This is a genomic window from Rhizobium sp. BK456, from assembly GCF_014194045.1.
GTDB lineage: Bacteria > Pseudomonadota > Alphaproteobacteria > Rhizobiales > Rhizobiaceae > Rhizobium > Rhizobium redzepovicii.
Genome location: NZ_JACIAO010000001.1, coordinates 318,481 through 342,254 on the forward strand (window position 1 = coordinate 318,481; position 23,774 = coordinate 342,254).

35 protein-coding genes and 1 tRNA gene are annotated in these 23,774 nt (G+C 61.2%); 22 read left to right on the forward strand and 14 right to left on the reverse strand.

Annotated features, from left to right (window positions below; translation table 11 throughout):
- Window positions 1-52 precede the first annotated feature (52 nt).
- The 9 genes from FHX03_RS01845 to FHX03_RS01885 are packed head-to-tail and all read right to left on the reverse strand — an operon-like array spanning window position 53 to window position 3,031.
- A complete protein-coding gene (locus FHX03_RS01845; RefSeq protein ID WP_183852298.1) occupies window positions 53-601 on the reverse strand; it encodes a hypothetical protein in 549 nt (182 codons plus the stop codon).
- Window positions 602-606: 5 nt separating this feature from the next.
- Window positions 607-1,020, reverse strand: coding sequence for a hypothetical protein (locus FHX03_RS01850; RefSeq protein ID WP_183852300.1), 414 nt, complete (start codon window positions 1,018-1,020; stop codon window positions 607-609).
- Between the two features lie 52 nt (window positions 1,021-1,072).
- Window positions 1,073-1,309, reverse strand: a complete 237-nt coding sequence (locus FHX03_RS01855; protein WP_183852302.1) for a hypothetical protein — start codon at window positions 1,307-1,309, stop codon at window positions 1,073-1,075.
- Window positions 1,306-1,491, reverse strand: a complete 186-nt coding sequence (locus FHX03_RS01860; protein ID WP_183852304.1) for a hypothetical protein — start codon at window positions 1,489-1,491, stop codon at window positions 1,306-1,308. Before FHX03_RS01860 ends, FHX03_RS01855 begins: the two co-directional genes overlap by 4 nt.
- Entirely contained in the window at window positions 1,488-1,796 is a 309-nt protein-coding gene (locus FHX03_RS01865; protein WP_183852306.1) for a hypothetical protein, read from the reverse strand. Before FHX03_RS01865 ends, FHX03_RS01860 begins: the two co-directional genes overlap by 4 nt.
- Window positions 1,793-1,993 carry a hypothetical protein gene (locus tag FHX03_RS01870; protein WP_183852308.1) on the reverse strand — a complete coding sequence of 67 codons (201 nt, stop codon included), beginning with the start codon at window positions 1,991-1,993 and terminating at the stop codon, window positions 1,793-1,795. The genes FHX03_RS01865 and FHX03_RS01870 overlap by 4 nt, the downstream gene beginning before the upstream one ends.
- On the reverse strand, window positions 1,990-2,535 hold the full coding sequence (locus tag FHX03_RS01875; RefSeq protein ID WP_183852310.1) for a hypothetical protein: 546 nt from the start codon (window positions 2,533-2,535) through the stop codon (window positions 1,990-1,992). Before FHX03_RS01875 ends, FHX03_RS01870 begins: the two co-directional genes overlap by 4 nt.
- Window positions 2,532-2,840 carry a hypothetical protein gene (locus FHX03_RS01880; protein WP_183852312.1) on the reverse strand — a complete coding sequence of 103 codons (309 nt, stop codon included), beginning with the start codon at window positions 2,838-2,840 and terminating at the stop codon, window positions 2,532-2,534. The genes FHX03_RS01875 and FHX03_RS01880 overlap by 4 nt, the downstream gene beginning before the upstream one ends.
- A complete protein-coding gene (locus tag FHX03_RS01885) occupies window positions 2,837-3,031 on the reverse strand; it encodes a helix-turn-helix domain-containing protein (protein WP_183852314.1) in 195 nt (64 codons plus the stop codon). The genes FHX03_RS01880 and FHX03_RS01885 overlap by 4 nt, the downstream gene beginning before the upstream one ends.
- 76 nt (window positions 3,032-3,107) lie before the next feature.
- Here FHX03_RS01885 and FHX03_RS01890 point away from each other — a divergent pair, with 76 nt between their 5' ends.
- Window positions 3,108-3,860: a LexA family transcriptional regulator gene (locus FHX03_RS01890; RefSeq protein WP_183852316.1), complete on the forward strand. Its 753-nt coding sequence runs from the start codon at window positions 3,108-3,110 to the stop codon at window positions 3,858-3,860.
- On the opposite strand, the gene FHX03_RS01895 is transcribed toward FHX03_RS01890, so the two are convergent.
- Window positions 3,850-4,206, reverse strand: a complete 357-nt coding sequence (locus tag FHX03_RS01895; RefSeq protein WP_183852318.1) for a hypothetical protein — start codon at window positions 4,204-4,206, stop codon at window positions 3,850-3,852. The two genes, FHX03_RS01890 and FHX03_RS01895, sit on opposite strands and share 11 nt — an antisense overlap.
- 122 nt (window positions 4,207-4,328) lie before the next feature.
- On the opposite strand from FHX03_RS01895, the gene FHX03_RS01900 reads away from it, so the two are divergent.
- Window positions 4,329-4,607, forward strand: coding sequence for an Arc family DNA-binding protein (locus FHX03_RS01900; protein ID WP_183852320.1), 279 nt, complete (start codon window positions 4,329-4,331; stop codon window positions 4,605-4,607).
- A 308-nt stretch (window positions 4,608-4,915) separates the two neighbouring features.
- Here FHX03_RS01900 and FHX03_RS01905 read toward each other — a convergent pair whose 3' ends face one another.
- A complete protein-coding gene (locus tag FHX03_RS01905) occupies window positions 4,916-5,101 on the reverse strand; it encodes a hypothetical protein (RefSeq protein ID WP_183852322.1) in 186 nt (61 codons plus the stop codon).
- 268 nt (window positions 5,102-5,369) lie between these two features.
- Between FHX03_RS01905 and FHX03_RS01910 the strand changes: the two genes are divergently transcribed.
- The 18 genes from FHX03_RS01910 (at window position 5,370) to FHX03_RS01995 (ending at window position 14,180) form a co-directional block, all read left to right on the forward strand.
- On the forward strand, window positions 5,370-5,633 hold the full coding sequence (locus FHX03_RS01910) for a hypothetical protein (protein WP_183852324.1): 264 nt from the start codon (window positions 5,370-5,372) through the stop codon (window positions 5,631-5,633).
- Window positions 5,634-5,745: 112 nt separating this feature from the next.
- A complete protein-coding gene (locus FHX03_RS01915) occupies window positions 5,746-6,492 on the forward strand; it encodes a pentapeptide repeat-containing protein (RefSeq protein WP_183852326.1) in 747 nt (248 codons plus the stop codon).
- 40 nt (window positions 6,493-6,532) lie between these two features.
- Window positions 6,533-6,739: a hypothetical protein gene (locus FHX03_RS01920; protein ID WP_183852328.1), complete on the forward strand. Its 207-nt coding sequence runs from the start codon at window positions 6,533-6,535 to the stop codon at window positions 6,737-6,739.
- Window positions 6,736-6,930 carry a hypothetical protein gene (locus FHX03_RS01925; protein ID WP_183852330.1) on the forward strand — a complete coding sequence of 65 codons (195 nt, stop codon included), beginning with the start codon at window positions 6,736-6,738 and terminating at the stop codon, window positions 6,928-6,930. The genes FHX03_RS01920 and FHX03_RS01925 overlap by 4 nt, the downstream gene beginning before the upstream one ends.
- Window positions 6,930-7,190, forward strand: coding sequence for a hypothetical protein (locus FHX03_RS01930; protein WP_183852332.1), 261 nt, complete (start codon window positions 6,930-6,932; stop codon window positions 7,188-7,190). The genes FHX03_RS01925 and FHX03_RS01930 overlap by 1 nt, the downstream gene beginning before the upstream one ends.
- Window positions 7,190-7,591: a zinc-finger-containing protein gene (locus FHX03_RS01935; RefSeq protein ID WP_183852334.1), complete on the forward strand. Its 402-nt coding sequence runs from the start codon at window positions 7,190-7,192 to the stop codon at window positions 7,589-7,591. The genes FHX03_RS01930 and FHX03_RS01935 overlap by 1 nt, the downstream gene beginning before the upstream one ends.
- The gene (locus tag FHX03_RS01940) at window positions 7,588-7,794 is read left to right on the forward strand and encodes a hypothetical protein (protein WP_183852335.1); all 207 of its coding nucleotides are present in this window, start codon (window positions 7,588-7,590) and stop codon (window positions 7,792-7,794) included. The genes FHX03_RS01935 and FHX03_RS01940 overlap by 4 nt, the downstream gene beginning before the upstream one ends.
- Window positions 7,787-8,794: a PD-(D/E)XK nuclease-like domain-containing protein gene (locus FHX03_RS01945; protein ID WP_183852337.1), complete on the forward strand. Its 1,008-nt coding sequence runs from the start codon at window positions 7,787-7,789 to the stop codon at window positions 8,792-8,794. The genes FHX03_RS01940 and FHX03_RS01945 overlap by 8 nt, the downstream gene beginning before the upstream one ends.
- Window positions 8,791-9,996, forward strand: coding sequence for a recombinase RecT (locus FHX03_RS01950; protein WP_183852339.1), 1,206 nt, complete (start codon window positions 8,791-8,793; stop codon window positions 9,994-9,996). Before FHX03_RS01945 ends, FHX03_RS01950 begins: the two co-directional genes overlap by 4 nt.
- Entirely contained in the window at window positions 9,989-10,276 is a 288-nt protein-coding gene (locus tag FHX03_RS01955; RefSeq protein ID WP_183852341.1) for a hypothetical protein, read from the forward strand. The genes FHX03_RS01950 and FHX03_RS01955 overlap by 8 nt, the downstream gene beginning before the upstream one ends.
- Window positions 10,273-10,530 carry a hypothetical protein gene (locus FHX03_RS01960; protein WP_183852343.1) on the forward strand — a complete coding sequence of 86 codons (258 nt, stop codon included), beginning with the start codon at window positions 10,273-10,275 and terminating at the stop codon, window positions 10,528-10,530. Before FHX03_RS01955 ends, FHX03_RS01960 begins: the two co-directional genes overlap by 4 nt.
- Window positions 10,530-10,970: a hypothetical protein gene (locus tag FHX03_RS01965; RefSeq protein ID WP_183852345.1), complete on the forward strand. Its 441-nt coding sequence runs from the start codon at window positions 10,530-10,532 to the stop codon at window positions 10,968-10,970. Before FHX03_RS01960 ends, FHX03_RS01965 begins: the two co-directional genes overlap by 1 nt.
- The gene (locus tag FHX03_RS01970; RefSeq protein WP_183852347.1) at window positions 10,967-11,284 is read left to right on the forward strand and encodes an ASCH domain-containing protein; all 318 of its coding nucleotides are present in this window, start codon (window positions 10,967-10,969) and stop codon (window positions 11,282-11,284) included. Before FHX03_RS01965 ends, FHX03_RS01970 begins: the two co-directional genes overlap by 4 nt.
- Window positions 11,281-12,120, forward strand: coding sequence for a hypothetical protein (locus tag FHX03_RS01975; protein ID WP_183852349.1), 840 nt, complete (start codon window positions 11,281-11,283; stop codon window positions 12,118-12,120). Before FHX03_RS01970 ends, FHX03_RS01975 begins: the two co-directional genes overlap by 4 nt.
- On the forward strand, window positions 12,117-12,329 hold the full coding sequence (locus FHX03_RS01980) for a hypothetical protein (protein WP_183852351.1): 213 nt from the start codon (window positions 12,117-12,119) through the stop codon (window positions 12,327-12,329). Before FHX03_RS01975 ends, FHX03_RS01980 begins: the two co-directional genes overlap by 4 nt.
- Before the next feature lie 296 nt (window positions 12,330-12,625).
- Window positions 12,626-12,946, forward strand: a complete 321-nt coding sequence (locus FHX03_RS01985; RefSeq protein WP_183852353.1) for a hypothetical protein — start codon at window positions 12,626-12,628, stop codon at window positions 12,944-12,946.
- Window positions 12,943-13,317 (forward strand): hypothetical protein, encoded by a 375-nt coding sequence (locus tag FHX03_RS01990; protein WP_183852355.1) that lies wholly within the window; start codon window positions 12,943-12,945, stop codon window positions 13,315-13,317. The genes FHX03_RS01985 and FHX03_RS01990 overlap by 4 nt, the downstream gene beginning before the upstream one ends.
- Window positions 13,318-13,328: 11 nt before the next feature.
- Entirely contained in the window at window positions 13,329-14,180 is an 852-nt protein-coding gene (locus FHX03_RS01995; protein ID WP_246699181.1) for a tyrosine-type recombinase/integrase, read from the forward strand.
- 108 nt (window positions 14,181-14,288) lie between these two features.
- On the opposite strand, the gene FHX03_RS02000 is transcribed toward FHX03_RS01995, so the two are convergent.
- Window positions 14,289-14,365, reverse strand: a tRNA-Pro gene (locus FHX03_RS02000).
- A 265-nt stretch (window positions 14,366-14,630) separates the two neighbouring features.
- On the opposite strand from FHX03_RS02000, the gene FHX03_RS02005 reads away from it, so the two are divergent.
- Window positions 14,631-15,038 carry a hypothetical protein gene (locus FHX03_RS02005; protein ID WP_097627314.1) on the forward strand — a complete coding sequence of 136 codons (408 nt, stop codon included), beginning with the start codon at window positions 14,631-14,633 and terminating at the stop codon, window positions 15,036-15,038.
- A gap of 287 nt (window positions 15,039-15,325) precedes the next feature.
- Here the strand turns inward: FHX03_RS02005 and FHX03_RS02010 are convergent, their stop codons facing one another.
- Window positions 15,326-18,301, reverse strand: coding sequence for an NAD(P)-dependent oxidoreductase (locus tag FHX03_RS02010; protein WP_183852357.1), 2,976 nt, complete (start codon window positions 18,299-18,301; stop codon window positions 15,326-15,328).
- 580 nt (window positions 18,302-18,881) lie between these two features.
- Between FHX03_RS02010 and FHX03_RS02015 the strand changes: the two genes are divergently transcribed.
- On the forward strand, window positions 18,882-20,075 hold the full coding sequence (locus tag FHX03_RS02015) for a TCR/Tet family MFS transporter (RefSeq protein ID WP_183777349.1): 1,194 nt from the start codon (window positions 18,882-18,884) through the stop codon (window positions 20,073-20,075).
- A 247-nt stretch (window positions 20,076-20,322) separates the two neighbouring features.
- Here the strand turns inward: FHX03_RS02015 and FHX03_RS02020 are convergent, their stop codons facing one another.
- Window positions 20,323-23,718: an acyl-[ACP]--phospholipid O-acyltransferase gene (locus tag FHX03_RS02020; RefSeq protein WP_183852359.1), complete on the reverse strand. Its 3,396-nt coding sequence runs from the start codon at window positions 23,716-23,718 to the stop codon at window positions 20,323-20,325.
- Window positions 23,719-23,774 lie beyond the last annotated feature (56 nt).

A 23,774-nucleotide genomic window follows, 5' to 3' on the forward strand; every position in this document is an offset into this window, starting at 1 on the left:
ACCGGAGAGTTGGGCGGCTCAAGGCTGGGAGGTGCCGAGCCGCCTGGGAGGTTCAGTGCTTCACGACAGAGAACGGATCGAAGCCGCTCGCCGGCGGCTCTTCACGCGTCGTTTCGGCTTGGATCTGCTTGAGGATGTCCGGAAGGTCGGTTTCGTATTCCTTCTTCCCGGCGTCGTAGGATTCCAGGAACATCTTGTCGTCGACACTGCCGGCGTCATAACCGGAGACGCGATCGAGCCCGAGCAGACCGGCCTTGTAGCCCTTGGCCCGGATCATGCCTTCCTTGTCGACGCGGTCGACCTTGGCGAGGAGGTCGCCCTTTGTGGACGGGATGAGACCGAGCCATTCGAGGTTCTCTCGATCGGATTTCAGCCGGTCGACAGGCTTCTGATCGTCCTCGCCGAAATGAGCATTCAGGTAATGATCGAACTTCTGACCGGTGAAGGTCGGATCGGCGGCCTTGGCGACCTTCCGATTGGCCGACTTCTTCGCCGTCGCTTGCCGCCGCTCGGTTTCGGCGGCAAGCTCGTTGCGGAAATAGTAAGCGAACAGCTTCTGCCGCTTGTCGTTAATCGCCTTCGCGCCTTCACTTGCTGCCATTGGTATCACCGTCCTTTCGCTTGCCTGACCTTTTCAGCCAGAGCTTCAACCTCGCGGCCAATATCTTCCAGAGAAGCATCCGCGTTCCTCGCTTTCTCGATCTCTAATTCATGCTGTAGTGCCGCAATCTGCCGCGCGCAGAGATCAAGGTACGCGGCTCGAATCCTCCCGAAGACGGCGATGCCAGGATCGCGCGTCTCACCATTCAGAAGACGGCGCAGCGATCGAGCGGTCATGCCGCAACGGCGCCCTACTCGTTCGAGCGCATTCATCTGATCGCCGTTTCCACGACTTTCCCTTTCGACCATCTTGCGCGCGTACACCGCGGCTAGATCGGGGGTAAAAGCGTCTACAGAACTCATTGTGTTCGCCTTGTTTTCGGATTTTCTAATTGTCACTACGGGGCTGTGATTTTCCATTCCGGGCCGCCTGCCTTGATATGTTGCTGATCAAGAGCAGGCGGCAGGAAGGTTATGCGTCTCCGCCTCTCGACGGGTTGGATGCCGGAGCGATAAGCGTGGAACCTGAAGCGTTCCGGCGGAAATGATGAAGTTGAATGACGTTTCCCCTTTCGGGGGCCGGGGCGATCAGAACACGATCCTCCGGTGCGGCGCGCATGTATCGAAAAGCGGCAGCCAGCAGAATGAGAATGCAGGAGACGATCATGGCGACGAGAATGGCCTGCAGCATGACGAGGAGAGTGCTCATTGCTTGTCCTCCGCCTTGAAATGCCCCATCCAGCCATCCGGGCGAGCGTTGTCGTAGTCGATATCTTCGAGGTCGCGGGTGCGCGGGTAGCGATTGCGACCGAAGTAGGCGATGGCAAGGAACACACCGAAGACGAGCGCCCCACCGGCTGCTGACAAAAGGCCTTTCACGAAATCGCTCATGCCGCACCGCCTTCGCTGTTTTCTGCCGGCGACAGCCAGTAGGAAGCCCTGGGCGTCCCGTTCGTCCTAGCGATCTGCCAACCAACACGATTGGGAAGCCTGGAATTGATGTGAGAAACCGACATGCAGAGCTCGGTGAAGGCCAATACCGGATCGCTGTGGAACGGAAGACCAGCGCGCACCATCAGGTTCGAAGCTGAGATTTTCTTGGGGTATTCAGAGCAAAGGACGCCGAGCACCCTCGCATGGCGCGTACCGATGCCAACACGGGCGGACAGAGCCTCGGGAGACAGGGTGGGCTTCATGACCGGCCCTTTACCGCAACGGGCTTGGTGTAGCCGTTGCAGTCCTCGCAGTGGCGCTCGATGAATTCGGCGACTGACAACGTTCGATCACAATTTCCGCAGACGTGAAATGTCGACCGGAAGGCGGCGCGCTGAGACTGACGAGCGGCTTCGACCTGGGTCGAGATACCGAACTGGTGTTTGGTCTGGATGGTCATGCTCCGCTCCCAACATCATCGAGGAAAACATGATCGCGATTGATGAGAGGTGCCCGTTTAACGTCCGGGCCAGACGCAGTTTCATCTATAAAACTAGCGTCAATTCCGGCTTCTATCCCGCCGGCTGGGTGCGTTGTGTTGTTGCTCTGCCGAGACGCGCGCTCCGCGCTGCCATCTACATCGCTTCCTCCTGTATTGGCGCCGCCGCTACCCGATCTAGAAAGGGGGTTTACGCTGGCTTCGCTGGGGGCCGCAGCTTCGCCTTGAGAGGCTGCAGCAAATGGATGCTCCGGCGTGACAAACACCTGCCACGCGACCGGCTGCTCGTTCTCGGCAAAGCCCGCCCAACGGCCGGTGCTCTGCTTCGTGGCTGGAACCCAGTAGGATCGGACGACCTTGCCGTCAGCGCGCGCCAGCCAGACAGGCGCGACATGGTGTTCCGTAAAGTCTCTATCGACGGAGCCTTCGGCAGTGCGCACCTTGCGGGTGACTGTGACCTGTTGGCCGCGCGGTGCGGCGGATATGTCGTGGTTCCAGGTCATGCTGCCTCCGCCGCGGCGATCGCGCGCCGCATCGCCTTCGTCACGGAACGATGACTATGGCTGTCGTTGAATTCGAAAATGGACTGACCTCTACAGGCGTTGCGGAGATGCCGGATCGCTATCCCGTAATCGGTAGCCGAACACGGGACTCGCTGAAGGGCGCCGACCATGCAGAACCGAGACGCCTTCTCGCTGTTCAGCTTGACCTCGTGGCCTTTGGCATCAGCAGCACATGCGCACTGGCCCCACGTCTTGGGTGTGCCGATGATCGCCAGGGCTTCCGTGAGGACAGCGGCGGCGCTCATTCTGCGCTCGCCGACTGGAAGAATGACTTTGGTTCGACTGCCCCGCTCGTGGCGCGGCAAATCTCTTCGATGACGCTCTTGCTCAGATTTTCACCGCGCATGTACCGGTGCACTTGCGCCCGGCTCTTGCCCAGCAATGCCGCAAAAGCTGTTACAGTGGTGTGCTCGTGGATGTAATCTTCAAGGGTCATGTAGCAATTACTGCTACACTTTGTTGTCTATGTCAACACCAGTGTCGCATTTTATGGCATAGATCGATGGCCAGAGATGGACGATAAAATCGTCATGTCGAAAAACTGGCTCGAACCCTTTCTCAAAGCATCAAATATTGGCTCACAAGAAGAGCTGGCTGAAGCGTTGGATGTGTCACGCGCGACGGTGAACCGGCTTGCCAATGATCACAGCCAACTCAAGCGGGACAGGGCGGAAAAGTTGGCGCCGTTGCTCGGCACCACGGTTGAGGCGTTGATGCTAAATCAGCCGCCGAAGATAGAAACCGCCATGGTTTCGAGCTTCGATCCAGACGCCAGCGATGAGGATCACGACACGCCGAAGCGGGAAGCGAACGGCAAGGATATTCCGGAGATTGACCTGATCGCCGGTCTCGGCGGTGGCGGAATGTCGATCGTCGAGAACACCACTCAGAACGGGATCACGTTCCATAAGGAGGCCGTGCGCGACCATTGGCGCCTGCCTGAATGGATGCTCATGCGCATGGGCGTTCGGGCACCGCACGTCGCCGCTTTCCCTTCCCGGGGCGATTCAATGACGCCGACGATCGAGGACGGCGACGTCGTGTTCATCGACACCCGCCACCGGGTTCCGTCGCCGCCAGGCGTCTATGCGCTTGCGGACGAGTTTGGGGGCGTCGTTGTCAAACGCCTCGAGGTGACATCCAGCCCGGGTGATGAGCGGATCACGGTCCAAATCTCGTCGGACAACCCGCGCCACATGACACGCATCCTCAATCTGGATGAGATCCAGATCGTTGGCCGCTACATCGGCCGGTTCACGATTTAAGGAACCGGCTGTCCCGCGTCCGGATATCGGCGACGACAATCCCCACAACCGCGTCACTGAATTGGCCACGCGGCAGCCGGTGCGCCGGATAATGCTCGTTCTCGCGGGAAAGAATCAGCTCTCCAGCCGGCCCAAGAGTATTCGTCACCCGGAAAAGCTCGATCCCGAGGCCGATGTCGACCAAGTAAATCCCCTCCCCCTCGTAAGCTGTCACTGGCGCCGTCAAGACAAAGTCTCGCCCACCCCGAAGCGTCGGCTCCATCTCGTCGCCGATGACGGGGTGCACGCGAAACTTGCCAGACATAACCTTTTCGGGGGACACAAAAGAGGCGAACAGCTCGTTCATTTCATCGCTCCATAGGCACTTGGCAGTGCTCTTTTAAGTATGAAAAACGATCATAGCGACGTCTGCGTGTATGGCCACTGGCCGATATTTATTTGGTTAAGCGGCGCTTGTATGCGTTCAGGATGAGCGAGTACAGCCCGAGCCGCCTCCTGGATAAAATCATCATCCGCGTTCCGAACGGCTTGCGCGATCGCATCAAGCGTGTCGCTGATTTCAACAACCGGTCGGTGAATGCCGAATTGGTTGTTCTTCTTGAGCGAACTTACCCGCCCGAGACGAAGATAGACGAGTACCTGCAGGATATCGCAGGGATCGTTGGCAAACTGCCGGCTGAAAATCGAGCCGACGCCTGGCGGGCTGTCTTCGACCGCCTGGATGCGTTGCGAAACGAGACAATCTAATTTTTCGCAGCGGTTTCTCGGTTTTTCGCATCGGGAGGGCATAGCTCTACCCTTTTCTGCCTGACAGGGGATGGAAGCGAAGCTCCCTACCGTCAGTCCCGGACCAAGGGAACCCGTTTGACCGGGCGCATACTCAGTGCCTTTTCCGCCGCAAGCGACGTATGAGCCTTCCACCGCTCATGCCTTGCTCCGATTTTTCCCGGCTCGGAGCAGCTTCCAGCTTTACCCTTCTGGTCAGGAAGGAGGAGGCTGAAGCCGTGGGACCGTCAGGGGGATGCCCTGTTCCGTCAGGCCCTGGCGGCTATGGGTCACGCCATCCAGGTATTTTTTGATTCCGCTCCTGACTGGCGAGCGGCGACCGCGATGGGATTGATCACCTGATGATCGGTGGCGCGGGACAATGCCCTTGAAAAACCGCTGCCGTTTGAGCCTCTGAACACATCATCTTGGCGGGAACCTCCGATCAGGCCCAAGATTTTGCGTTTTTCAGCCACTCTCAGCAGCTTTTCGCTTCCATCAATTGTTGTGATGTGTTAAGCGAAACGTATCAACTTAGCTGCATTGAGCGCCGGTCGGATCACCCCGCCGGCGCTTTTCTTTTGCGCCATCCCGATTTCGATGTCAAATATTTTGCGTCATTTCATGTTACACGTCGGTTGACACTGTCGCATTATCTGTTACATTCCTCCTCACAAACCGATCACGACTGACTAGCCCACGGGCTCAGAGAAACGGGATCGGCGGCACGAAGAGGACCGGGAAATGCAGCACATCCGCCAGATCGAGACAGAGCAGAGCAAGCGCGACGCCCGCTGGAACGGTGCCCGCGACCTGGCCGACTGTGACGTCTACATGGCGATCGAAGCGCAGCGCTACGGCGCCCTCGGCTTCGAAAAGATGCACGAGCCGCAGAACACCATCAAAGGCCCGGTCTTCATGCGCGGCTACCGGTTCGCGGTCGAGGGCCACTACCGCTACGCCCGCGAGATCATGGGCCTCAAGGATGAGGATCAGTTTTATGCGTAAGGCCCGGGCTGACTGGCGCCCCAGCGAGAGCGCGAGGCTTGAGGATCACTTTTCAATCGCAGCCGAATAACGAATTCAACCTGCCGCTAGACGGCACGACAGAGGGAAGACAATGAAATTCGACGTTCTTGACCGGTATACCGGCGAAGTAAAATTCACAGCTGACATTGAGTGCAAGGAGGACGCCCTTCCGTCTCTCAAACTTGGTTTGGCTGTGAAGTGGGCTATCAAGGGAAAGGCCGACCTGCGCTCCGCCAACCTGCGCTCCGCCGACCTGAGCTCCGCCAACCTGCGCTCCGCCAACCTGCGCTCCGCCGACCTGAGCTCCGCCAACCTGAGCTCCGCCAACCTGAGCTACGCCGACCTGAGCTCCGCCAACCTGAGCTACGCCAACCTGCGCTCCGCCGACCTGCGCTCCGCCGACCTGCGCTCCGCCAACCTGCGCTCCGCCGACCTGCGCTCCGCCAACCTGCGCTCCGCCGACCTGAGCTACGCCGACCTGCGCTCCGCCGACCTGCGCTCCGCCGAGAATGCGGAAATGGCTGTCGCCATGACGCGCATCCTCCCAGAAGGCGATCTGATCGGCTGGAAGAAGTGCAGGAACGGTGTGATCGTCAAGCTTCGCATTCCTGAGACGGCGAAGCGCTCGCATGCTTTTGGGCGGAAGTGCCGAGCCGAATATGCCGACGTTATCGAGGTGATCGGCGAAGGCAAAGCGATTTCGCTTCACGATGGCAAGACCGAATACATCGCCGGCACCCGCGTCACTCCCGACAGCTTCGATGAGAACTGGTTCGAGGAATGCTCCAGCGGGATCCACTTCTTCATCACGCGACTAGAGGCGGAAGCCTACGTCTGACCGCCCTCCCCACCCATCCCCAGACTACGAGGTAACGAAGATGGCAGAGACAGACTCCGGAATGGGAAAAGGCAATCAAACCATGAGAATAGTTATGACCATCTTTGACGTCATAGCGGCTGTAGCACTCCACTGGATCCTGAATCTGGCCATGGGGTCAACCTCCTTCCCGAAGGTCGAGAACGTAGCTATGACACTGGCTATCTTAGCTCTCCTTCGGCTGCGCGAAAAAGGCGGTGCAGCATGAACCGCGACCAATTCCTCCTCGATGCCTACGAGGAAAAGCTGGCCATCGCCAGGTCCGCCTTCGTCAAGGCCCAGCGGGAAACAGCCTATTTGGAGCGCCAGATCGCCGACCTCAAGCGCGAGACGGCTCCCGACTACCGCGGCGAGGTTCCGGCGCTTCAGTCTGCTCTCGTACAGGGAGCGCGGATCTGATGGCCGACGTCAACATCACCCCGCGCATCTCATGCGACAACTGCGGCCATACAGTCGACAAGCAGCAGGAAGGCTCGTACACGAGCCGATCGTTCAAGAAGCCTCGGGATTGGGGCTCGCTGAAGATCGAGGGCTCCCGCAACGTCGACAGCTACGGCGGCAAGGACCGGCTGGATTTAACCGACCTTTGCCCGAAATGCGCGACGGCTGCGCTCGATGCTGCTGCATCCGTGCTCAAGACGACGCGGGGCGAAGAGTGATGAGCCGCGCGCCCATGAAACTCTACTGCTGCGGCTGCAAAGGCGAGGTGCAGGCCCGTCTGGTCACCGGCAAGGAAACCTATCCTCACCGGCGTGACCTTCACGACCTGCCGTTTTGGCGCTGTGACACCTGCGGCAACTTCGTCGGCTGCCACCACAAGACCAAGGATCGGACGCGACCACTCGGCTGCATCCCGACGCCTGAAATAAAATCGGTCCGGTCCGAGATACACAAGGTCATCGACCCGATCTGGAAGTCTGGTCGCGTCGGTCGGCGCGAGCTCTACGGCATGATCGCCCACGTGATCGGCGTCGACGAATACCACACCGCAAACATCAACAGCATCGATCAGGCCAACGAGGTTCTGCGCGTCGCGAAAGATCTGGGAGCAGCGTTATGAGTGAAATCCAAGTCAAGCTCGCCGCCATTAACCGCCGTGCCGCCGAGGCTCAAGCCGCCCGCGACCGTCAATTCTGGTTACTCATCGGCCTGCACATGCTCGTCATCGTCGGAGCCCTGATGCTCTTCGTGTCGATCCCCCGCGCGCAGGCCGTCCTTCACCAGCAAGACCTTATCGCACAGGAGAGCGTTCGCCATGGATAAGATTATCGATCAGGATTCTTTCCAGTCCATCGCGTCTATCTCCAGCGGCCTGATCGGCGGCATCGGATCAGAGCAGAGATGGAACGGCAAGCAGATCATTCGCCGCGGCATCTACGCCGGAGTCCCGATCGAAGACTATCATGGCAAGATCGATCTGTTCGATGGGTTCTCGATTTCCAGTTCCGGCCTTCGTTCCGTACTCCGCCGGCCTTCCGAATATTGGGGTTTCTCGCCCTACAACCCGGATGCCTTCGAGCGCCCTGAAAAAGATAGCCTGGAGTTCGGCAAGGCGGCTCACATGCTGTTGCTGGGCGAGGAAGGCTTCAAGGAGCGCTATTCGCTCCGCCCAGCCACATACCCAGACGGCAAGGGCGCGGAGAAGCCGTGGAGCGGCCAATCGAACTGGTGCAAGGCTTGGCTCGCTGACCAGGCTAAGGTCGGCAAGGTCGTCATCACCGAAACGGATATCGGGCATATTCGCCAGATCGCGACCGCTCTTTCCAAGAAGGAGGCTATCCGCCTCGGCATTCTGAACGGTCGCATCGAGCGTAGCTTGTTCTGCAAGGACGGCGATATCTGGCTCAAGACGCGGCCTGACGTGGTGCCGAACGATAGCGGCGACTTCGTGGATCTGAAGACGGCGGCGTCGGTCGATGACGAAAGCCTGTCCAAGGCAATTTTCAGTCACGGATATCACGTCCAGGCCGGCTTGCTCCGGATGATCGTCCGCCAGGTTCTCGGCGCCGACGCGTTCTCAAGCTTCACTTTCGTCTTCGTCGAGAAAGCTCCGCCCTACGATGTCCGCGTCATGCAGTTGAAAGACGAGGATATAGACCTCGGCGAGCGCCAGGCGCGCGTCGCGATCGAGACGGTCAAACGCTGCCTCAAGGAGGGCGTTTGGCCGGGCTTCGACGGGTTCGACCGAGAGATGGTCGGATATGCCGAAATGCCTGCCTGGGCAAAAACTCGCATCAAAAATCAATTGGGGATCGCAGCATGAACCAGCTCGCAGAACGAACCGAACGCCTTCCTATGGATTCGGTCGGTATGTCCACCGGAGCCACCGGCGCGAAGATTGCACCTCAGAATCTGGCCGAGGTCGTCAAATTCGCCGAGGTAATGTGCCGGGCTGACATTGCCCTGCCCAAGCATTTGCGCGGCAACGCCGGCGCCTGCATGGCTGTAGCGCTGCAGGCGCTGGACTGGCAGATGAACCCTTTCGCTGTCGCCTCGAAGTCGTACCAGGTCAATGGTACGATCGCCTATGAAGCGCAGCTTATCGCCGCCGTCGTCAACACCCGGTCCGGCATCAAAGGCCGCCTGCGCTACAGCTACGAAGGCACCGGTACCGATATGACCTGCACGGTGTCCGGCACCCTGGATGGCGAAGAATATTCATACACGTCGCCGCCGGTCGGACTGATCACGCCGAAGAACTCACCGCTGTGGAAGACTGATCAGCAGCAGCAGCTCGGTTACTACAGTGCCCGCTCATGGGCTCGGCGGTACACGCCGGAAGTCATCCTCGGTGTCTACGACCGTGAGGAGGCCGAACAATTCCAAGGACCAGACAACGCGCGCGACATCACCCCGCAGCCGTCGGTCATGCAGCGATTGCGCCAGAACGCCGCGCACCGGCCCGAGGGCGAGCGCGAAGGCTTCGATGCGTCCTTCGTCCACTCCGAGACCGAAACGGCTCAGGCGGGCGATATTTTTGATGACGATTTAGAATCCGGCGACGCCCCCGTCCCGCCGGACGCAGCCGCGGGGTCCCTCATACCCGCGTCTGCCGAGCCTGCTGGTGCCGCGCCGGCAGGCTCCCCCATTCCTGATGCAACGGAAACACCCGTGGCGGACCTTGCTTCAGGAGAAGACCCGGCCGGCGGCGCAGAGACCGCCCCATCTCAGCCGCCGGCGGGTTCACGCGACCCGGAAACGGAGACGCTTATCCAGTTCGCTCGAGATGTTCTGCCGATGGCTGCCGACCGGGAAGCGACTGGCGCGGCACTGAAGGCGATCGAGAACGAATGGGCGCCGAAGATCAAGGCGCTCTCGCCCGACGGCCAGGCCAAGGCCACCAGCATATCGAAATCCATGCGGGCGATCTTCAACGGAAATACGAGCCTGGAGAGCGCGATCGATTATTACGCCGATGTGCTCGGGTGCTCGGTCGAGGAGTTGGGAGGGCGCGCCAATGGCTGATCCGTTCGACGTCGCCACTGAGGCGGTCAGGAAGGAAATTGCCGACGTCATCCACCGCTATTGGACATTGGCACCGGAAACGGCCGATCTCCCTCCGGAGACCAAATTCCAGGCGATCATGACCGCCCTCACCGTCTCGTTGGCGGCCACGATGAAGATCATGGTCACCGCACCAGATACGCATCTTATCGAGATGATCCGTGGATCTCTGCCGGCGGCGTTTGCCACGGCGGACGGGATTATCGCTGGAGAGGCGGATCCGAGGGAGGTCAGGCATTGAGCACGATCTTCGACAAAGAGATGCAGGCGGCTCTCGAAGCCGACGGCGAATATCTCCGCCAGATGACTGGCGAGGATCATGGCCCCTACTTCTTCGTCACCTGCGATGCCTGCGGTGGCGAAGGACTGATTTCCAAGCGTGCCACGGTCTATGAGGCTGGATGCGCCGTCCCCCACGACGATACCGAAGAGCGCGAATGCAAAGAATGCGACGGCTTCGGTACGGTCCTCCCTCAAGGTGGGGTGCCGCTCTGATGTCCCGTCGCGAGTTCACCCGTAACCAGAAAGAGCAGATCGTCGAGCGTTCCAAAGATCATCTCGGTCGCATCTGCTGCGAGCGCTGCAAGCTCGTCCTTGCCGGCAAGCCGTACGATATCGATCACATCATAGCCGAGGCGCTACGGCCCGAAGCCGACAAGCAACGCAAGATCACGATCGCCGAAGGCCAGCTCCTCTGCTTCTGCTGCCACCGCGGCGAAGACGGCAAGACCAACAAGGATGTCACGGCGATCGCCAAGGCGAAGCGGGTCTATAACCGCGCCAACGGGATTAAGTCTCCAAAGCAGAAGATCCGCAGCCCCGGCTTTCCAATCTCGGAGAAGGTAGCCAGGCGGCAGGCTAAACCGCCACTTCCGCCGCGCCAGCTTTTCGCGCCGGCCGCCATCATCAACCAGCACACGGAGGGGAAGCCATGACGAAACTGCATCTTGCCCTGAAAGCGGAATACTTCGACGCGATCTGCGACGGAACGAAGCCCGAGGAATACCGGCTTGCTAACGCCTTCTGGAAGAAGCGCCTTATCGTCGGTGGCGAACGCGGCATCCTTCATCGCTCGTTCGACGGGATAGTTCTCACCAAAGGCTACCCGAAGCGCGACGATCAGTCCCGGCGCATCGAGCTTCCTTGGCGCGGCTTCATCCGCAAGACGATCACCCATCCACATTTCGGCGCCGATCCGGTCGAAGTCTACGCCATCGACGTTTCTGCCACCAAGGAGCCCACACCATGACCACAAATAGCAGAGCGCCGATAACTGATGATGAGCTTGAGCACTGGGCAAGGCTGCGGGCCGATGATGCAGGCCATTTGGCCCGCGAACTCATCACGTATCGCCGTGGCGATGCCGCCTATCCGCACTTGAAAGCGCTAAAGACGATCGCCGCGCCTCGTGAATGCGGCTGTTCGCCAGTATGCCAATGCAATACCGAAGAAGCGCTCAAGATTGAGGTCGATTATCTCAAGGATCTCGCCCTCTCCGCCCTCGCCCCGCAGGCCGGCGATAATGCGGAGGAGCCGGTGGCGTGGCGGTGGGAGAGCGCTTATGGCGGGGAACCTCTTATCGGCAAGTGGAATGTCGCCACTGTGAAGCCGACCCGCTTTAGCGATGCGACAGCGTTCGCATGCGAACCGCTCTACACCCACCAATGCACCTCAACACCAGTTGTCTCTCAGAATGCACCGGATTTGGAAGAGGGAGGGGATGGCGACATTATAAAAGCGATCTGCAAGGCAGTTGTGCTTGGCGAAGACGAAAACTATAAGCCTGTCCATCTTGAGCCTCGGGAAGCGCGTCAGGCTATAGCAGCTTACTTGGAGGCGTCATGGCGCCCGATCTCCGAAGCCGACAAAAGCGTTGATCGCGTCTACGAGCTTGGTGAACTTCGGATAGCCAATTCCGAAGAATATTGGGTCCGCGACGAAGACGGCCGAATCTATCAAGCGACGTGGGCCGACGACGGCAAGCGCGCATATTGGTGGGATTTGGAGGGCGAAAGCCCTGTCGACCCTGTCGAGTTCATGCCGCACCCGCTCGATCCAAGTTTTCATTCTGAGGTGAAGTCATGACACAGATTACCGATGGCCGTCTTTCTAGGCATGAGGCTGCTGCACTGGCTAGCGCCAGCAAAGACGCACCAACGCTCAAAAGCGATCTGCGGAATATTCTGGATTGGCTCGACGCTAAAGCTCCTGCACAAGCTTACAAGGAAGAGCGCAAGCGCCTTCGAGCTTGGCTCAAGTACGGCACATATATCGTTGCAGGAGATGAAAGATGAGCCGTGGCGAGATTATCCGTCATAATGCCAAACTCATCTTGAGGAACGTGCGCGGCAAGAGCGCGGAGGAACGGAGACTGATTTTCGCCGTCTTAAGGCTGGGGCCGCTTGGACTACCACTAGCATTGGTCCAAAGCAGGGGGAGATCGAGCGGCTTAGGGAGGCGCTGAAGCTCGCAGAACCATACGTTGAAATCTGTCACTCGCTTATGACCAGCAACGACACTCGCTCTATGGCATGGGCCGCATTGAAGCAGGTCCGCGCCGCCCTCATTCCACAGCAGAAGGGGAACGCCGATGGCAAGCAATGAAGCCGATATCCGGAACTCTGCGCTGGAAGAGGCGGCGAAAGCATTGGAAGATGCGGCACCAATCGAGGATACGCCAGAACGGCTTGTTCCCTTCCACGATTGTATGGGCGAGTTGCTCGGGGAGTTCGTGGAACCAGCCGGCCACAAGTGGAGACTTATGTCTGGCAAAAAAGCTGCGGGTATCGTCCGCGCGCTGAAGTCCGACCCTGCACCAGTTCCCGACCCCAAGCCCTTCACGTTTGCTGATCCCTCGGCCCAACGGGAGTGGGAGCGACACAAGGCGGAGAGTAAACGGAGGGGCGAATGATGGATATCGAGGACGACGATCCGATTTCACTTGCCGACGCCTGCAAGCTGTTCTTTCGTGGCCGTCTGACGAAATCCTCTCTGCGGACCGAAGCCCGGAAGGGCAATCTTGAAATCATTCAGATCGCCAACAAGGATTTCGTCACCAAAAACGGGATCAAGAGGATGATTGAAAAATGCCGCAAAAGCGTCGACCAGCAAGGCTCTGGCTCAGGCCAGACACCGGAACATGGTTCATCAAGGACGGAGGGCAGCGTATCGGCACGGACTGCTCTGAAGCAGAAGTTGGCCGAGCGCAAGAAAAGCTCGCCGAATATATCGCCAGCAAATACCGCCCGCAGCGCAGCAGTCGTTCCGCTGAGGTCTCGGTAGGCGACGTGCTGATGGTTTACCTGGAGGAGAAGTGCCCTTCAACGGCGCGTCCGAAGGAGACCGAATCCATGATCGGCAGGCTCAACGATTTCTTCGGCGACATGCTCTTGACGGAAATCAAAGGACAGACGTGCCGAGAGTTTGCGTTTGACCGCGGCAATCTCGGCGGCGCTCGACGGGATCTGGAGGTGCTTCGGGCCGCGATCAACTATTACCACGCCGAAAACACGCTGGACATGGTTCCGAAGGTGACGTTGCCCGAGAAGGGAATGCCTCGGCAGAAGTGGCTGACCAGGCAGGAAGTCGCAAGACTGCTACGCGCCGCCAGGAACGAGAAACAGTGCGGTCATCTGGTCCGCCTGATCATGATTGGCCTATATACCGGAACTCGCCTGTCCGCCGTCCTGAACCTGCAATGGATGCCAAACACGACAGCCGGTCATATAGACCTTGATCGTGGCGTCATCTATCGCAGAGCCGAGGGCGAGCGCGTGGCTCACAACAAGCGACGGACGCCGGTCAAGGTGCCGCCTCGACTGCTCCGGTTCCTGCGCTATTGGCACAAGGCCGATACGGCGCTGGATTCGGAAGGGCGCCCGATCACGCTTAGGTATGTGGTCACATATGCTGGGGAAAAAATCGTCAAGCCGCACAAAGCGTTCAGAACGGTCCGCGATGCGGCCGGCTTTGGCGACGACGTGACGCCTCACGTCCTGCGGCACACACGCGCCACATGGCTTGCTCAGGCAGGCGTCGATACCGAGCAGGCAGCGGCCTCACTCGGGCTTACATCGGAAGAGTTCGAGCGGACCTATGCGCATGCCAGCCCTGATTTTCAGAGCCAAGCGGCGAACGCGTTCTAATCGGTCCGGTGGTCAATCGGTCCGCAAACGGTCCGAGACGTTGAAATGAAGCTTTATTTGATTTCGGGAATGTGGTAAATTACGTGAATTAAATCAGTAGTTTACGGCTGGTCGGAGTGGAGTGATTCGAACACTCGACCCCCACGTCCCGAACGTGGTGCGCTACCAGACTGCGCTACACTCCGTGACCAGCGGCGCTTCTATAGAACAGCCTATCTGGTTGCACAAGCACCAAATTCCAAAAATCCGGTGGAATTTTTGACGGGTTGATGACAGGGCGCGGCGGTGCGCTGCTGCAGCAAAAAGACACACCCGGAGCAAATCGTCGGGAAGTGCGACGGGGGCAATTTTCTTTTGCCGGGTTCCGCGCTAAAGGGCTCGACGGGACAGGCGAAACCGCGCGTAGAGAGCGGATTCGCAGCCACTGCGCTAGAGACCAGGGACAACACGATGAAACTCCGCACCATCACCGCGGCCGGGCTTGCAATTGGGCTTGCCGGATGCACCACCATTCCTTCCGCCGGCAATCCGATCGAGGCCCGCTGGGTCGGCAAATCGGCCGGCATCTTCTTTGCCGCCTACGGGCCGCCGCTCAGCGACCGCGAGGAAGGCGCAACCACCGTCTATACCTGGCGCGGCGGCTACAAGACCGTGCGCATTCCGGCCAAATATGCCGAAGGCGCCGACGGCAAGCGCGGCAAGCAGATCGCGTCCGCCCGCACCGCCTATCTGCGCTGCCAGGCCGAAATTACCACCAGCTCGGATTACACGATCCGCGACATCCGCACCGTCGCCGACATTCCCGGCGTCAACGGTCCGTCCTATTGCGCCGAGTTCCTGGCGCCGGAACAGAAGTAACGGGCAACCCGAAGACACGAAAACAGGCGGCCGATGTGCCGCCTGTTTGTTTTTGGGCTGCCGCTCCGGATCCTCCATGCGCCCGCCGCAAGACCCTCCCCACAAGGGGAAGGAACTAAGCTGTGGTGTTCGGCGGTGGCCAGAAGACGAGTTCTTGCTGGCTGTTATCGCCCCACGGTTCGGTACGATGGAGATTACGTGAAGCGGTGCCGCACGTTAGCCCCTCCCCCTTGTGGAGAGGGGTTGGGGCGGGGTTTGGGGCTTGGCCCGAACCGCGCCGCTGCAGCTCACCCCTCCGCCGGCCCATACAGGCCAAGCTGGTCGAGCAGCGCCCGCTGCCGGTCGGCATTTTCGACCAGCAGGCTCGTGTAACGCTCGACGATCCGCTGGCGATGATCCGGATCGGAAACGGCCGACAGCGCGCCAGTGATGGCGGCGATCTTTTCCGAGGCCTGGCGCAGTTCTTCGAGCAGCTTCGCCTTGCCGCCGGCTTCGGCGACGACCTGCTTCGTCACCCGGCCGATGCCGGCCGGTGTGCGGCTGCCGCCGGAGACGTAACCCTCAGGCAGGTCGCCCTTCAGATTGACGACGGATTTGAAGCGGATGACGTCGAAGATCTGGTCGACCGCCTGCTTGGCGCCGGTCACCCGCGAAGGGTGGTCGGTGTCGGCGGCGGCATGCGGCAGCAGTTCGAGCTTGCCCTTATGGCGCTCTTCGAGCGGCAGGTAAGGCAGCATCGGGCCGCTGAGCGTGCCGGTCGCCGCATCCCTGAAGAGATCGGCGTCGATTGCCGCATGGGCGATCTTGCCTGAAGAAAGTGCCGCATCGAGCGCATATGGATCGACGACTTCGCCGCGGTCGTAATTGACGAGCACCGCGCCGTCCTTCATGGCGCCGAGCACCTTGGCATCGACGGTGCCGGCATTGGAATAGGTGCCGGTCGATGCGTCCAGGCGGCCAAGGCCGATATGGACGGAGAGCACGTCGGCGCCGCTTGCCGCTTCGACGGCGCTTGCGGCATAGTCGAAGCCCTCGGCCTCGATCCAGCGCTTGTGATGTTCGCGGGCATAGATCGCCACCTTCATGCCGAAGGCCTTGGCGAGCTTGGCGACTTCGCGGCCGATATTGCCGTAGCCGAGAACGGCAAGCTTGCGGCCCTCGAGCTTTGCCGTCGGGAAATCCTTGAGCTGGCGGCCGGTATCGAAATCGCCGCCGGCGACCATCCGGTGAAGCCGGTCGACCGGCAGGTCGGGCACGACCTTCAGGATCGCCTTGAGAGCCATCTGGGCGGTCGCCCGGCTGTTGATGCCGGGCGTGTTCATCAGGGGCGCATTGCCGCCCTCGCCATTGCCGCCGCCCCAGGAAGCCGAGCCCATATTGCCGGTGCCGGCGCCGATGCGCACGCCGCCGAGCGAAAAGACGGAGGCCTTCGGGATGAAGGTCGCCGCCGCGATCAGCGCGTCATACTGGCCCTTGTCGGTCTGCGGCAGGATCTCCGCCTCGGTGCTGAGGTTCGGCTGATAGAAGAAGTGGATGCGGCCTTTTTCGAGCACCGAACGGTCACTGAGCGGGCCGAGATGGAAGCTGCCGCCCTTCTCCTCGATATAGGCCTTGACCTCGCTGTAATCGGGCTCGCTGTCGGCGCCGAAGCGCAGGCCCACAAGATCGGCGACCAGCACCGTATAGGCGCGGTTCGGATCGTCCTTGCGCACGGCGCCATCGGTCTTGACGGGAGACTCGAAGGTGACGCCGTGTTTTGCCAGCTCCTCTTCGAGAACGACGATCTTGGCGCGGAGATAAGCGTATTCAAGATTTTCCAGCAGCGCCACGACATCTTCGGGCTCGCGGATGCCGCCGACCCAGGCGCGGTAATCGCCTGGTGTGCCCGGGAAGGCGTTGACATAGCGGGCCGCGTCGAGGCCCGGCTCGTATTCGCCGTTCGGATGGGTGATGCCCTCATAACCGAGCAGCTGCTTGGAACGGGCGATGATGCGGGCATGGAGGCCGGCATCGGTGATGCCGTCGTCCTCGACCTTCAGCAGCGTCACGGCCGCGCCACGCCGCTCGGCATCGGTGACGGTCAGCGACAGCAGCGGATGCGACTTGACCCACTCGTCGATCACGGCGCGGTTGGCGGCGGAGCGGCGGTTGAGCTCGACGACGGAGCCGACCCGGGCCTCCGACTGCAGCAGGCCGAAAGTGGTCTCGGCAAAGGCGAGCGCGCTGTAGGTGTTGATGACGCCACCGAGCATGCGGTCTTCGGCCGGATCGAAGAACGGCCCGGCATCGACGGAGCGCTTGGCCGAAAACGGCTGCCGCGGATCGATCGGCGGGGCGATCTTCAACTGGCGCGGGATCGCCCAGGCCGGATCCTGCTGGTTCTTCTCGATCAGCGCCAGGGCATGCGGGGTGAAGGAGGCGACGAAATAGCCTGATACCCCGCCGATCGCCTTCTGGAAGGGCATGAACAGGCAGCACTTCGCCATCACGGCGCTGACCAGCTCGGGCTCCCACGGCATGGCGCCGAGCATCGAGGTAGCGTCGAACACCGCATGGCGGTTGGCCGGATCGCCGTCGAGCCAGTTCAACAGTTCGTGGATTTCGGCGCTGGTATAGGCGTTCGCCCCCGTCGTCTCGTGGCCGACGCCGACGAAGATCGAAACGCCAAGGGAGGACAGTTCGGCCGCCGTCGGGATCACGCCCTCGGAGGCGGCGAAATGAATGCGGCTTTCGCAACCCTTTTCGGCGAAGCGCTGCATCTCGATCAGCTGTGTTGCCCAGGACTGGCGGAAGAAGCCGGCGGCCTTGGACGGATCGCTCTCCGGCCGCGGCGTATCGACATAGACGCGCTGGCCGGCGTCGTTGGCATTCATCAGGTGCTGGATGCAGACGGTGAACCCGCTATGGCCGCCGCCGAGCCCCACCGCCATGCGGTTGGTCTTGGGGAAACCAAAATAACGATGGATCGCCCGCATCATGTCGGTCAGGATCTTGTCGGCCGGATAGCCGCGATGCATGCTGCGGGAAATCTCGGCCGTGGTGAAGCCGCCGATATCGTTGCCCCGATCGTCGAACTTGCGATAGGTCTTCTCGATCCAGGCGTCGAAGGCGATGCGCCGCAGGCGGCTATCCACTTCATCGGTCGTCGCATCGGTGATCGGCCCGACGCCGAAGAACGGGTTGGACGGCAGCTTCGGCGCACCCGACGCAGTCTGTCGAAGGGCGCTCAATCGCTGTTCCTGCATCTGCGCGATATCGGTCATGGCCTGCCTGTCTGTTCCCCGAGCTGAAGTTGCCTCATGGTGAAGCGACTGCCCCGGCGGGACAACCTCATATGCGCCGAACGACAGACGAAACGCGCCATTGGGGGTGCGGCGTTCATGTTGGCGCGCTTGGCGGGGGGCCGAGCCGCGTCATCCGAACCTCCCTCATTCCTGTGCTCGTCACAGGAATGAGGCAGGTTGGGGTTGGCCTCATCCGTCTGCCGACACCGACCGGCGTGAGGAACAAATCTCGGGCGGTCGGCGGAGAATTGACCACACAAAAACAGGCTTGCCCTACTCAACCATCCGGCGTATGTCTTGCCCGTCGCGAAAAGCGACTGCCTCCCTTGATCCGCTCAGTGGCGGAGTAAACAGGTGGACGAATGGGTCGTCCAGGCGGTCGAGTACACGCCAGCCATGCGCATCAGCCATGGTTCGGCCAGCACCCCCTAGAAACCAATCGCCTGACAAAGATCAGGCCTTATCGTGAGCCATCGGCGTCCCGATGCAATTCCGTGATTTGCAGAAATCAGGGAGGCGCTGACGGTCCTGCGGGCTTGCGTCGACCCGGAACGCACCCATGACCAGATCCCTTATCGTCATCTTTACCGCCATTGTCCTCGATGCCGTCGGCATCGGGCTGATTTTCCCGATCCTGCCGTCGCTGCTGCGCGATATCACCCATGCCGAAAACGTCGCACCGTATATCGGCACGATGACGGCGCTCTATGCGGTGATGCAGTTCATCTTCGCGCCGGTGCTCGGGGCGCTGAGCGATCGGCTCGGCCGACGGCCCGTGCTGCTGATTTCGCTCGCCGGCGCCGCCGTCAACTACCTGTTCCTCGCCTTTGCGCCCAATCTCGCATTGCTGTTCGTCGGCCGGGCGATCGCCGGGCTGACCAGCGCCAATATCTCGGTCGCCACCGCCTATATCACCGACATTTCGCCGGAGGAGAAACGCGCCCGCCGCTTCGGCCTGTTCAACGCCATGTTCGGCCTCGGCTTCATCATCGGCCCGGTGCTCGGCGGCGTGCTCGGCGATCATTGGTTGCGGCTGCCGTTTATCGCAGCCGCCGTGCTCAATGGCGCCAACCTGCTGCTTGCCTTCTTCATCCTGCCGGAATCGCGGCCGGGCAGCCGCGAGACGATCGATCTGGCGGCGCTCAATCCGCTGAAACCGCTGCGGTCGGTGCTGGAGGTCAAAAGCCTGCTGCCGGTCGTCACCCTGTTCTTCATCTTCAGCGCCACCGGCGAGGCCTACGGCACCTGTTGGGCGCTGTGGGGCAGCGAGGCCTTTCACTGGAACGGGCTGTCGATCGGCCTTTCGCTGGGCGCCTTCGGCATCTGCCAGACATTTGCCCAGGCCTTGCTGCCGGGGCCGGCGGTCCGGTTGCTCGGCGAACGCGCCGCGATCCTCGTGGGTGTTGCCGCCGTCTCACTCGCGCTCACCGTCATGGCCTTCGCCGGCCAGGGCTGGATGATCTTCGCGATCATGCCGGTCTTTGCGCTTGGCGGCATCGGCGTGCCGGCGCTGCAGTCGCTGGCGACCCGGCAGGTCGATGAAAATAGCCAGGGCCAGTTCCAGGGCGTGCTGGCCTCAGCCGTCAGCCTCGCCTCGATCGTCGCGCCGCTCGGCTTTTCCAGCCTCTATTTCCTCTTCCAAGAGGAATGGCCGGGCGCGATCTGGCTATCGGTCGTCGCCGTCTACGCGCTCGCCGTGCCGCTGGTGCTGGGGTTGCGGCTGGAGACGACGGAGCGGGCGGCGGTGAGTTAGCCGGTCGTGGTGCGCTTCTGTTGGCGCGTGGCGGGGGCTCCCTCCTCTGTCCTGCCGGACATCTCCCCCACAACGGGGGAGATCGGATAGACGTTAGGGCTTCCCCAAACAATTGCCATTTGGAATCAACTTACCGGCAAAGTGGGACCGAGCGTTGGCCTCCTGCCGATCTCCCTCCTTGTGGGGGAGATGTCCGGCAGGGCAGAGGGGGGTGCCGCAGGACGCGACGCCCCAAACCTAAGTCCGCCTAAGCCGCCTCCCCCTTCTCGGCCACGCTCTCCGCCAGCTTGCGCGCCGCGACGAAATCGACCTTGCCGGAGCCCAGCACCGGCACCTTGCCGATATTGACCTCGGCCGGCACCATCATGTCCATCGCGCCCTTCGACTTGGCGAAGGCGAGGAATTCGGCGCGGGTGGCGGTGGGGGCGTCGGTGAGCAGTACCAGCCGCTCGCCCTTCTTGGCGTCGGGCAGCGACGAGACGACCGAGAGGGCGCCCGGCCAGAGCTCGGCGGCCAGCGTCTCGACGGCGGCGAGCGAGATCATTTCGCCGCCGATCTTGGCGAAGCGTTTGGCGCGGCCGCGGATCTTGACGAAGCCATCCTCGTCGATGGTGACGATATCGCCGGTGTCGTGCCAGCCATCGACCAACGGCTCGAGCACGCCGGGCCTTTCGGCGCGGAGGTAACCTGCCATGACATTGGCGCCGCGCACATGCAGCCGGCCGCCCTCCTCGATGCCGGGCACCGGTTCGAGCTTCCATTCCATGCCCGGCAGGATTTTGCCGACCGTGCCCGACTTGTTGTACATCGGCGTGTTGATCGAAATCACCGGCGCGGTCTCGGTGACGCCGTAACCTTCGAGGATGCGCAGGCCGAATTTTTCCATATAGGTCTGGCGGGTTGCGGCCTTCACCGGCTCGGCGCCGGAGAAGATGTAGCGGATCGAGCGGAAATCGTAGGGATGCGCCGTCCTCGAATAGCCGTTGAGGAAGGTGTCGGTGCCGAAGATGATCGTGGCATTGGAGACATAGATCAGTTCCGGCACGATGCGGTAATGCAGCGGCGACGGATAGAAATAAACAGGCACGCCCGAGATCAGCGGCAGCACCGTGCCGGCCGTCAGCCCGAAGGAATGGAACACCGGCAGGATGTTGAACACCTTGTCACCGCTGTGGAAATCGATGCGGGCGGCGGCCTGGGCGGCGTTCGACAGGATGTTGCGGTGGGTCAGCACCACGCCCTTCGGCGTGCCCTCGGAACCCGAGGTGAAGAGGATGACGGCCGGATCATCCGGCTTACGCTTCACCAGCGGCCGCGCCTTCCTGAGATAACCCAGGATCTTGTCCTTGAGTGAGATTTCGGCCCTGAGATCATCGAGCCAGACGATCGTCACCTGCTTTTCCATCTCCTCGATCACGGCACCGAGCTTGGCCTGGGTGACGAAGGCGCGCGAGGTCAGCACATGCTTGACTTCGGCGGCCTTGCAGGCGGAGAGGATATTGGCGGCACCAGCGGTGAAGTTCAGCATCGCCGGCACCTTGCCCGCGGTCATCACGCCGAGAAGGGTGGCAGCGGCGCCATTGGCATTCGGCAGCATGACGCCAAGGTTGGTTTCCGGGAAGCGGGCGCGGAATTTTGCGCCGAGCACGGCAGCGCCTGTGAGCAGCTTGCCATAGGTCAGCCGGCCGGTGACCGGATCTTCGACGGCAAGCTTGCCCATGCCGAATTCGCCACCTGCCTGAATGACGCGGTCGAGCACGGTCGACGAGGTATCGGCGGTCTGGAACAGCAGGTTCGACATCACCTGATAGAGGGCAGCACCTGCCGCCGTGCGACGCTTGCGGCCTTTCAACTCCGGCGGCACTTCCAGCTTCACCGGCTCGAGAATGGTGACCTTGACCTTGGGGAACAGCCGGCGGCGGATCTTGCCGTTATCGAGATAGGAGAGATAACTCTTCTCCAGCCCGTCGATCTTCACCGGCACGACCATCGAGCCTGTCTTGTCGGCGACCATGGCGGCACCGTCATAGACCTTCATCAGCGTGCCGGTCACCGTCAGGCGGCCCTCGGGGAAAATGCCGATCGGGTTGCCCTCCTGCACCACCTTGATCAGCGAACGCGTCGCCATCGGCTTGGTCGGGTCGAGCGGCAGGAATTTGCACATCTTCAGGAAGGGCCGCACCCACCAGGCCTGGGCGATCTTGTAATCGACGGCAAAGGTCGGCTCTTCCTCGGTGATGGCAAGCGCGAGCGCACCGTCGAGCAGGCTGACATGGTTCAGCGCAATGATCGGCGCGCGGCCGGCCTTCTTGATATTCTCAAGCCCCTCGACCTCCAGCCGCATGAAGGCGCGGAACAGGATCGAGATGAAATCGCGGAAGGGATTGGTGGGCAGCGTCTTCAGCATCAGCCAGGCAACGGCAAAATTGATGATGCCGAGGCCGATCAGGATCTGCGGAATGGAAGCGCCGAGCGCCTGGACGGCGGCAACCAGGCCGAGACCGACGGTGATGAACAGGGCAGACAGCACATTGGCGGCGCCGATGACGCGGGCGCGGCGGTCCTCATGCGCCCAGGTCTGCAAAGCGGCGAAAGTCGGCACGGCGATGAAGGCGCCAGAAATTGCCATGCCGGCGAGATCGATGGCGACGCGGATGGTATTCTCACCGGCAAAGAAGGTGGCGATCGTCGTCGCGTGGCTCACCGAAGCCAGGCCCCAGAGGTTCCAGGCGAGATCGAGGCTGAAGAGGCCGAGCAGCGCCGTGCCGACGGGGGCCGGCAGCAGCACGATGCGGCCGGAGGACATCCAGGCGGCAATCGCCGAGCCGACGGCAACGGCAATGGCAAAGACGGTGAGATAGGCCGGCACGACGAGCTCGGAGCCGCCGAGCAGCTCGGTCACCATGGTCGGCAGGATGGAGAGAACGAAGGCGCCGACCAGCCAGAACCAGCAATTCATCAGCGCCGACCGCCACAGCCGTTTATCGGCGCGGATTTCCATGACGAGGGTGTAGCTGGAGCGGATGACATTGCGGTCGATTTCGAGATCCGGCGCCTTGGAGCCGGTGGGCGGGATCATCCGGCTGGCCAGCCAGCAGAGCACCGAAAGCCCCATCATCATCGTGCCGAAGATCAGCACATTGTCACCGCCGGAGAAGGCGAAGGCGGCGATGATCGTGCCGGCGAGGATGGCGATGAAGGTGCCGCCCTCGATCCAGGCATTGGCCTTCGGCAGGTCGCGGCGCTCGAGATGATCGGGCAGGATGCCGTATTTGATCGGCCCGAACAGCGCCGAGACGACGCCGAACCCAAACAGCGCCGCCATCAGCACGAAAATCGAGGAAAACGCCAGACCGACGACGGCAAGCCCGGCAATGGCGATCTCGCAGCGTTTCAACAGCTCGGCAATCTTTGCCTTGTCATGCTTGTCGGCCAGTTCGCCGCCGAGCGCCGACAGCAGCAGGAAGGGCACGATGAGGATGACGCCGGCCAGCGTCACCAGCGCAGCCCCCTCGCTCGCCGACATTTTGAAGAGAATGAGGAACACCAGGGTGTTCTTCAGAAAATTGTCGTTGAAGGCCGTGAGGAACTGGGTCCAGAACAGCGGCGCGAATTTCCTTGATGTCATCAGATTGTGTTGCACGGGCTCGTTCCTCTTTCGGCAGGCAGAGAAGGCCACAGAGTTGTTACGCAATAGTT